This is a genomic window from Bacteroidota bacterium (assembly GCA_016213405.1).
Lineage (GTDB): Bacteria > Bacteroidota > Bacteroidia > Palsa-948 > Palsa-948 > Palsa-948.
The window spans coordinates 1-8,757 of the sequence record JACRAM010000052.1 but is presented as its reverse complement, the minus strand read 5'-3'; the positions used below and the strand labels follow the sequence as shown (position 1 = coordinate 8,757).

Below are 8,757 nucleotides of genomic sequence, written 5' to 3'. Positions count from 1 at the left end.
TCTGACTTTAAAGAGTTTTAAAAAGAGTGAGGATTCTCTGTCTACGAACATACCTCAAGGGTTGTTTTGTAACGCATATTGCTCTCACTCTTTTTTTCTTTTAGTTGCACTAGTTTATTTAATTTCGCAAACATACGAGTATCGCAACACAGACAATGAAAAAATTAATTCTCGCCTCGACAGCAGTTCTATCCTTGACAGTTGCGCACGGACAGGTTTCTTCTTCCTGTATCCTTCCGACAGTTTTACAGACAGCGTATGATAAAGACGTTCATCATTTAGCAATGAGCAGGATGTTTCAAATAAAAACTCCCGACACAAGTTTATTCATAATTCCTCAAACATATAAAGACACCATTTGGGAAGGACTTTCAGCAATTTTTAATACCACAATTCCTGAACGAGATTCTGTTTTTGATATTTACTGCGTTCATCATTATTCCGTAGAATATCAACCTTGGTTTTTCTATACCGATGTAAACGTAAATACTTCCTATAGTTGGACAACAGCGTGGCAAAACAGTCAAATGACAACTGGCTACACACAACTCGACAACTTTCTCGCTACTTACGGTTTCTCATTTGTATATTGGTATTCATTTGGCAGTGGAGCAACATTAGTGACCAACCAACAACTAAACATTTTTGCCATAAACGATAGTTTAGAAAAGTTTAACGGAGTTAATTCAGCATCTTCGGGAGTCATCGGTGATGGCAACATAATTAATTACAATGTGACTGGTAATAATAGGGAATATGAATTTTCTCTTGGGTGCGGTGACTGCCCCGCTGGATGTACTGGACGGTACAAATGGAAATTCACTGTTTATCCAAACTGTTCTGTTCTTTTTAACGGAGCAATTGACATGACAAACGGACAGATTTGTCCTTCTGCTGTAAATTGCAATATATCTACTTCTGTTCACGACAATTTATCCAAGAATAATTCCTTTACAATTACTCCTAATCCATTTTCTACACAGACAACTTTGCAGACAAATAATCCATTAAGAAACGCAACTCTCACGGTGGACAATTGTTTCGGGCAGACAGTTGCGCAAATAAAAAACATCAGCGGGCAGACAATTACTTTTCACCGAGACAATCTCGCAAGCGGACTGTATTTCGTTCGGCTGACAGAAGAAAACAAAACCATCGCAGTAGACAAATTAGTAATCGCGGACAGATAATTCCTTTCTTGTTCGTTGCGCGCGCCCAGACAATTTCTCTCATCGTGGACAATTGCGCAGGAGCAAGTAGGACGTGGGGTGCTGTTGGTAACATCAAATTTGCTCTATGCGGGCTGACGTTTAAGTTTGAAAATTTGTATCTTCGGTTTATATTTGTAATGGCAGACAAATTAGTTTTCATAAATCCAGCACAGCGCAAATTTGAGGAACGTTACCGGCAAGCGTAGGGTGACGACAGGACAAAAACGAAATGACAAGAAAAAAACGTAACTTTGACAGATGAAAAATGGAAAGCATAAAAAGTTCCCTGACGACTTTGTAAATAAAATTGTCTGCGGTGACTGCCTTGAGACAATGCGTCAAATGCCGGACAACTGCGTAGACCTTGCAGTTACATCTCCGCCTTACAACTTAAAAAACTCAACCGGAAATGGAATGAGCGCAAACACTAAAACAGGTAAGTGGGCTGGCAACGCATTGCAAAACGGGTACAGCCATTACAGCGACAACATTCCCAATGAGGAGTATGCAGAGTGGCAACACAATTGCTTAAAAGAAATGTATCGCCTTATCAAAGACGATGGAGCAATTTTTTACAATCACAAATGGCGCGTTCAGGACGGAGTAATTCAAGACCGCAAAGACATTATCAGAGATTTACCTGTTAGACAAATTATCATTTGGCGTAGAAAAGGCGGTATCAATTTTAACCCCGGTTATTTCTTGCCGACATACGAAGTGATTTATTTTATTCCAAAACCAAACTTCAAACTTGCTTCAAAGGCTAACGCCTTTGGTGATGTTTGGGAGTTTACTCAGGAAATGAAAAATGAGCATCCTGCACCTTTTCCGGTTGCGCTCATTGACAGAATTATTTCTTCAACAACTGCGCAGACAATTTTAGACCCTTTCTCTGGTAGCGGGACAACTGCAATCGTTGCCTTAGGACTTAAACGCAATTATATTGGCATTGAACTCTCACCGGACTATTGCGAAATGTCAGAAAAAAGAATTGCAAGAAATAAAAGAGAAAGTGAACTTTTAAGATTTAAATCCGCTACCCTTTTTCAAGAAACAGAATGAAAATATATTCCAAAGACAGTTTAATTGCTGAACTAAAAACGATAGCAACAAAAGGGTGGATAAAAAATGCAAGACACGGAAATCACGGTGGCATTGGAAACACTCTTGAAGATTTATTAGGTATTACCGAAAATAATCTTCCAATCCCTAACGCATCCGAATGGGAATTAAAATCTCAGCGACTGAATACATCTTCGTTGACAACTTTAGTTCATATTGAACCATCGCCAAGAGCGGTAAAATTTGTTCCGCAAATTCTGCTTTTGAAATACGGATGGAAACATCAAGAATCCGGAAAAAAGTATTCCAAAAAAGAAATGAGTTTTCGGCAGACTATTCACGGTCTCTCACGAAGCGACAGAGGATTTATGGTTAAAATTGATAGAGAAAATAAAAAAGTTCTCATTTCATTTGACCACAAGAAAGTTTCTGCAAGACATTCCACTTGGTTGAAAACAGTAAAGAAAAAGATTGGACTTGGCGAACTTAATCCTCAACCATATTGGGGATTTGATGACTTATCAAACAAAGTCGGAACAAAATTGCTCAACTGTTTTTATGTTCAAGCAGAAGTGAAAAAAGAAAAAGGCAAAGAGTTTTATTGTTACAGCAAAGTAATGATGTTACAAAAATTTAACTTTGACGGCTTCTTAAATCAAATTGAAAAAGGAAATATTCTCGTTGACTTTGACGCGCGGACTGGACACAATCACGGGACAAAATTTCGTATGCGACAAAATTGTTTGCCGGACTTGTACGAAAAGACAACTGTAATCGTGTGACAGAAAAGTAAACGCCAGCCGGTAACAGCAGGTTTGAGCAATGGCGGTTGACATTTAATTTGAAAGTTTCTGCTCTTTATTATATTTGTCTCGTGGGACAGTGAAGCGGTTTTTTATCCGCCACTTCTCAAACCTGCAAAACGTTAACTACAACCGCCCAAATACAAACAACAGGACAGTTTCGCAACGGTAGACAGCAACTTCTTTCGTTAAAGAATTACGCCTTTGACGCTTCAAGACAAAGCAAATTTCCGCCTAGACACATTCTTGCTTTACCATTAGTATTGTAAACATAAATAAATACACCTACAATCGCCACTACAATTACCGAGATTGTAAAAATTGAAATTACGTTTTGGTTACTCATATTAGTTTAATTTTGATTGTTTGAAAACAAATTTATATTATTTTTTTCATATACTCAATGAATAATCACACCTATTTTCCGCACTAGTTAATAAATGAATAAGTGAATAAATGAATAAATGAAAACTTTGTGCAAAATATTATTTCTTTTTGTTTCTGTTAGTTGCTTTTCCCAGCAATCAAAAATTGATTCTTTACTTTCTATAATCAAAAAAGACAAAGCGGACACAAATAAAATAATTCATTTAAATGATTTATCTCTTGAATATATAAATGTCAGCGATTATGATAGTGCTCTCAACTATAGCAATTCCGCACTGAAATTTGCAAAACAATTAGATTTCAAAAAAGGAATTGCTATCGCTTACTACAACATTGGAATTATCTATCACAATCAAGGGAACTATCCAAACTCTCTTGATTATTATCTGAAAGCATTAAAGATAGGAGAGGAACTAAAGGATAAAAATAGAATAGCAAAATGTTTAGGAAACATCGGAATTGTCTATTTATATCAAGGGGACTATCCGAAAGCACTGAATTATTATTTCAAAGCATTGAATATTGATACCGCTATATCAGATAAAAATGGAATGGCAAAGCATCTCGGCTGTTTAGGAATGGTCTATTATAAACAAAAGGACTACAACAAAGCCCTTGATTATTATTTAAAGGCATTGAATATTAGCGAAGAATTAAATATTAAAAGAGCAATTCCAACATGGCTTGGAAACATTGGGCTTCTCTATTATACACAAAGCGATTATCCAAAAGCATTGGAATATTATTTCAGAGCATCGAAAATGACAAAAGAATTGGGAGATAAAAATGGAATGGCAACTTTTCTCGGGAACATTGGTGCAGTTTATAGCGAACAAAAGAAATACAAGGAAGCGGAGGAATATTTGCTAAAGGCACTTGTATTAAGCGATAGCATTGGAGATTTGAATTTAAAAATGCAATTTGAAGAAGCCATAAGCCAAGTGTACGAAAAGATGATGAATTCGAGCAAAGCATTAGAACACTATAAACAATACACCATAGCAAAGGATTCTATTTTTAATGAAGAAAAGAATAAAGATATGACTCGCAAAGAAATGAATTATGAGTTTGAGAAAAAAGAAGCGTTTGCAAAAGCCGAACAAGATAAAAAGGACACAATTACAGCAGATGAAAAGAGGAGGCAAAAAATAATTACCTATTCCGTTATAGTAGGATTACTATTAGTAGCGTTGTTTGCAATTTTTATTTTCCACTCATTGCGAATAACAAAGAAACAAAAGCAGATAATTGAAATAAAAAATAAAGAGACGGAAAAACAAAAGCAGATTATAGAAGAAAAAAACAAAGACATAACAGACAGCATTAATTACGCAAAAAGAATTCAGCAAGCGAAACTTCCAAAGAGAGAAGAAATAAATTCTGCTTTCCCCGACAGTTTTGTTTTATTCAAACCAAAAGACATTGTGAGCGGTGACTTTTATTACTTCCACAAAAACGACAAATCTATTTTCATTGCATCCGCTGACTGTACAGGTCACGGAGTTCCTGGCGCATTTATGAGTATGATTGGTTCTGAAAAACTTGATGACGCTTTGGCGCACAGCGCAGACACTTCTGAAATACTTAGACACCTTAATAAAGGAATTAAAGTTTCGCTTCACCAGACAGACAGCAACGAATCAACGCGTGACGGAATGGACATCGCTCTTTGCTCCGTAGACACAGACGCGCGTGTTGTAAAATACGCTGGTGCAAACCGACCGCTATGGATTATTCGCAACGGACAGACAGTCGTTGAAGAAATCAAGGCAACTAAAAAAGCAATTGGCGGTTTCACAGAGGACAGCCAACACTTCGACACTCACGTAATACAATTACAGCATGGGGACACCTTTTATATTTCTACTGACGGCTACGCAGACACCTTCAGCGGCCAAGGTCACAAAAAATTGACGACAAAAAAGTTCAAAGAAATTTTACTTTCAATTCAAGACAAATCTTTAAAAGAACAAGAGCATCATCTCGACAACTTTATCGAAGACTGGAAAGGCGGGACAGAACAAGTGGACGACATTTTAGTTATCGGTGTGCGCTTGTAGTGGCGGACAGCTTTGCGCTCGGTGGACAATTGCGCAGGGGCAAAGCAGGGCGTGGAGCGGATGTAGTTAACAGCAAATTTGCGCTATTGCCGCTTTCGTTCTTGTATTGAATTTTGTTTTTCATATCTTTGTTTCGGTTTCGGCAGACAATTTTTCGCTCCGCAAATCGGCAACATCGCAAATTTGCGGAACGTTGGCAGTCATTGCGAAAACCGCGACAGTTTCTCCAGACAATTTATAAAGTCATCGCTGGACTGTCCTTCACTTTTTCCACGACAATCTTTTTCATTCCGACAGTTTCTCCTTTAATTGTTTCTCGTGGGACAGTCCACCGTTGACTTTGTAGAAAAACTTTTATCGGGACAGACAATCGGTTCTCACAAAGACGGCTCAACGGTTGGTGACAGCGTGACAAATAAATACAAATACATTTATCGGCTGACAATTTCGCAACTCTTCATCGCTGTTCATCGGTAGACAACAATTTTATTCGCAGACAGCCAAGCAACAAAAAAAATCAGCGGGACAGTTGCGCTTGTACCGACAACTTTTCTCGCTGGACAGTTTCGCACAAGACAAAAACAAAAACGCAACAACAGTTTTCATCGGACAACTCTTTCGCGCAGACAGAAAAAATAAATTCACGCTCGACAGTTTCTCCTTTAACAAATCGTTTCGCGCGGTGGGACAGCAACGCAGGACAAAAAAGCAACGAACTGCCAACATCAGGTTTGCGCTATGCGGGCTGACGTTTAAGTTTGAAAATTTGTATCTTCGTTTTATGTTTGTAATGGCAGACAATTTTGTATTCCAAAATCCCGCACATCGCAAACCTGAAAAACGTTAGCACCAATTACATGAAACGACTTTTTTTCATATTGACTTCCTCGACAATTTACCTGACTGCTTCGGGACAGCATGACATCGGACTGACAGCAAACGGTGGACTAAGTTATCTTTCAACAAAACTTACTTCATCGCAGACAACTCAAAAGTTTTACTTCGTTCCATCTGGACACGGTGGACTCTTTTACAACTTTCATCTTGGCGACAAATCTTTACTGGGGACAGAATTGTTATTCATTCAAATAGAAGGCAAAGAACGTTCACAAATTCCTGTGACAGACCAATACGGCAATCCAACCGGACAGTTTATCGTTCAGGACATAAGACGACACATTTCTTATTTTGGTATTCCAATTTATTACGGGTATAAAATAAAAAAACTTACAATTAATCTTGGCTTTCAAATATTATTTACGCTAACAAGTAGCGGACACTCCGAATATCAATCACCAATTCCTATAATTATTTTGCCTCCAATATCCGACAAATTAAACATTGACAGTTACGACTATGGTGCAAGGACAGCGTTAACATACAACCTGACAAATAAGTTTTCAATTGAAACAACTTACTACTACGGACTACACAATATTTTCAAAGGTAGTCCCGACTGGTGGATTTGGAAAACACAAGAAGTGACAGTTGGACTGCGATATAAATTATTTTCGCTCGGTGGACAGAAAAGTGAGACAGAAAAATAAAGTAACTGGTGCTAACAGCAATTTTGCGCTATGCGGGCTGACGTTTAAGTTTAAAAAATTGTATCTTCGGTTTATGTTTGTAATGGCAGACAATTTTGTATTTCAAAATCCCGCACATCGCAAACTTGCAAAACGTTAGGGGCAAGTTTCAAGCGACATCAAAGCTTGACACTTTCTCCACAAACGTTTCGCAGTGGACAAAAAAATAATTCTTCGACAGACACGTGAGCCACCGACTATTCGGCTCGACACTTCTTGACAGTCATTCTCGGCTGACAAGTTTTTTCTCGCGTGACAGCCTCGCGCGGGCAGACAGTTTCTCAAACATTTACAAACTTAAAATCAAAGACAAAATGAAAACCAAAATATTTATCGCAACGCTGACAGTCGGTCTCTTCTTGACAGCGTTTAAATTCGTAGCAGACACAAAAAGTTCTGCGACAGTTGACCAAAAAGAAGGCATTTATATTTTTATGTTCAGCAAACCGACAGCCGAGTATCAATTTCTCGGAACTGTAAAGAAAACAGGACTTGTTTGGAGCGGAAAGCCAGCGGAAATGTTTAACATTCTTCTTCGCAGATGTAAAAAAGATTATCCGCAAGCAGACGGCTTAATATTTTCCGATGTAGACATGGATCATGCTGACTGTGTAAAGTTCAAATAGGTTTGTCGTGTGACTGTCCTTCGTTGACAATTTCTTCGGGGACAATTTTTCGGCTGACAGTTTTTCCTCGACTATTTCGCTTGCATCGTGGGACAGTCACAGCAGACAAACCAGCCCCTAACATCAAATTTGCTCTATGCGGGCTGACGTTCAAGTTTGAAAATTTGTATCTTCGGTTTATATTTGTAATGGCAGACAAATTAGTTTTCATAAATCCCGCACAGCGCAAATTTGAGGAACGTTAGCCACCATTTGAAAAAAATGCAAAGACACATCTACAATGATTTGACAATTGCAGTCTTTGACGACCCAACTTATACTGTTGACTCGTCAGACAACAACAATGTTTATTCAAAACTTTACTTCGATGACAGCGGACAGCCCCAACAGTTTCAACCAACATCAAAGCACGGAGTAAAAATCTACCGCGACAGCGAAGAAATAAATAATTGCCTTGTTCTTGCAACAGGTGGCGGGACAACTATTCACCCGACAGCATCGCTCGTTGATAACGGACAATTACTTATCTGCTGTTGTGACACTATTTTCTGCCTGACAGTTCCTGAGTTACAACTAAAATGGAAAACAAAAGCAGACACCGCGACCTGTTTTCAAATTGTAAAACTGCAAGCCGACTACATTGTGCACGGAGAAATAGAAATCACTCGCCTCGACAGTGACGGAAAAATAAAATGGCAGTACGGTGGCGCAGACATATTTGTAACGTTAGACAGCCACGCATTTACTTTAAACTCTGACCACATTGCCGTGACAGATTTTTATAATACAAAATACAAAATTGATTTTGACGGCAAGACAATCTCTACATCTCGACAAACTCCCGCGTGACAATTTCCGTTTTCGTCCGTGTGACAGTCCCGTAGACAGATTCTGTGTTATCTCCAAATTTTTTTTGAAGATTTTTATATACTATTTCACTATTTAAAACTTTTCTATTTTTGCCCTTGCAAGACCAATTTAATTTCTTGCCTTAGAGCAAACAGAGCGGACAAGATCCAGCT

At 38.3% G+C, this 8,757-nt stretch carries 9 protein-coding genes; 8 read left to right on the top strand and 1 reads right to left on the bottom strand.

The window, feature by feature from the left end; translation table 11 throughout:
- Positions 1–155 precede the first annotated feature (155 nt).
- The 3 genes from HY841_05635 to HY841_05625 all read left to right on the top strand — a co-directional run bounded on the left by HY841_05635 (position 156) and on the right by HY841_05625 (position 3,055).
- Entirely contained in the window at positions 156–1,190 is a 1,035-nt protein-coding gene (locus HY841_05635; protein ID MBI4930223.1) for a T9SS type A sorting domain-containing protein, read from the top strand.
- Positions 1,191–1,469: 279 nt separating this feature from the next.
- Entirely contained in the window at positions 1,470–2,273 is an 804-nt protein-coding gene (locus HY841_05630; GenBank protein ID MBI4930222.1) for a site-specific DNA-methyltransferase, read from the top strand.
- Positions 2,270–3,055, top strand: coding sequence for an MvaI/BcnI restriction endonuclease family protein (locus HY841_05625; GenBank protein ID MBI4930221.1), 786 nt, complete (start codon positions 2,270–2,272; stop codon positions 3,053–3,055). The genes HY841_05630 and HY841_05625 overlap by 4 nt, the downstream gene beginning before the upstream one ends.
- Positions 3,056–3,272: 217 nt before the next feature.
- Here the strand turns inward: HY841_05625 and HY841_05620 are convergent, their stop codons facing one another.
- On the bottom strand, positions 3,273–3,422 hold the full coding sequence (locus HY841_05620) for a hypothetical protein (GenBank protein MBI4930220.1): 150 nt from the start codon (positions 3,420–3,422) through the stop codon (positions 3,273–3,275).
- A 118-nt stretch (positions 3,423–3,540) separates the two neighbouring features.
- Here HY841_05620 and HY841_05615 point away from each other — a divergent pair, with 118 nt between their 5' ends.
- The 5 genes from HY841_05615 (at position 3,541) to HY841_05595 (ending at position 8,584) form a co-directional block, all read left to right on the top strand.
- Positions 3,541–5,523 (top strand): tetratricopeptide repeat protein, encoded by a 1,983-nt coding sequence (locus tag HY841_05615; protein MBI4930219.1) that lies wholly within the window; start codon positions 3,541–3,543, stop codon positions 5,521–5,523.
- Positions 5,524–5,841: 318 nt separating this feature from the next.
- Positions 5,842–6,000, top strand: a complete 159-nt coding sequence (locus HY841_05610) for a hypothetical protein (GenBank protein ID MBI4930218.1) — start codon at positions 5,842–5,844, stop codon at positions 5,998–6,000.
- Positions 6,001–6,380: 380 nt separating this feature from the next.
- On the top strand, positions 6,381–7,070 hold the full coding sequence (locus tag HY841_05605) for a PorT family protein (GenBank protein MBI4930217.1): 690 nt from the start codon (positions 6,381–6,383) through the stop codon (positions 7,068–7,070).
- Between the two features lie 353 nt (positions 7,071–7,423).
- Complete coding sequence (locus HY841_05600; GenBank protein MBI4930216.1) at positions 7,424–7,735, top strand: hypothetical protein; 312 nt, start codon at positions 7,424–7,426, stop codon at positions 7,733–7,735.
- A 261-nt stretch (positions 7,736–7,996) separates the two neighbouring features.
- Positions 7,997–8,584 (top strand): hypothetical protein, encoded by a 588-nt coding sequence (locus HY841_05595; protein MBI4930215.1) that lies wholly within the window; start codon positions 7,997–7,999, stop codon positions 8,582–8,584.
- Positions 8,585–8,757: the final 173 nt, after the last annotated feature.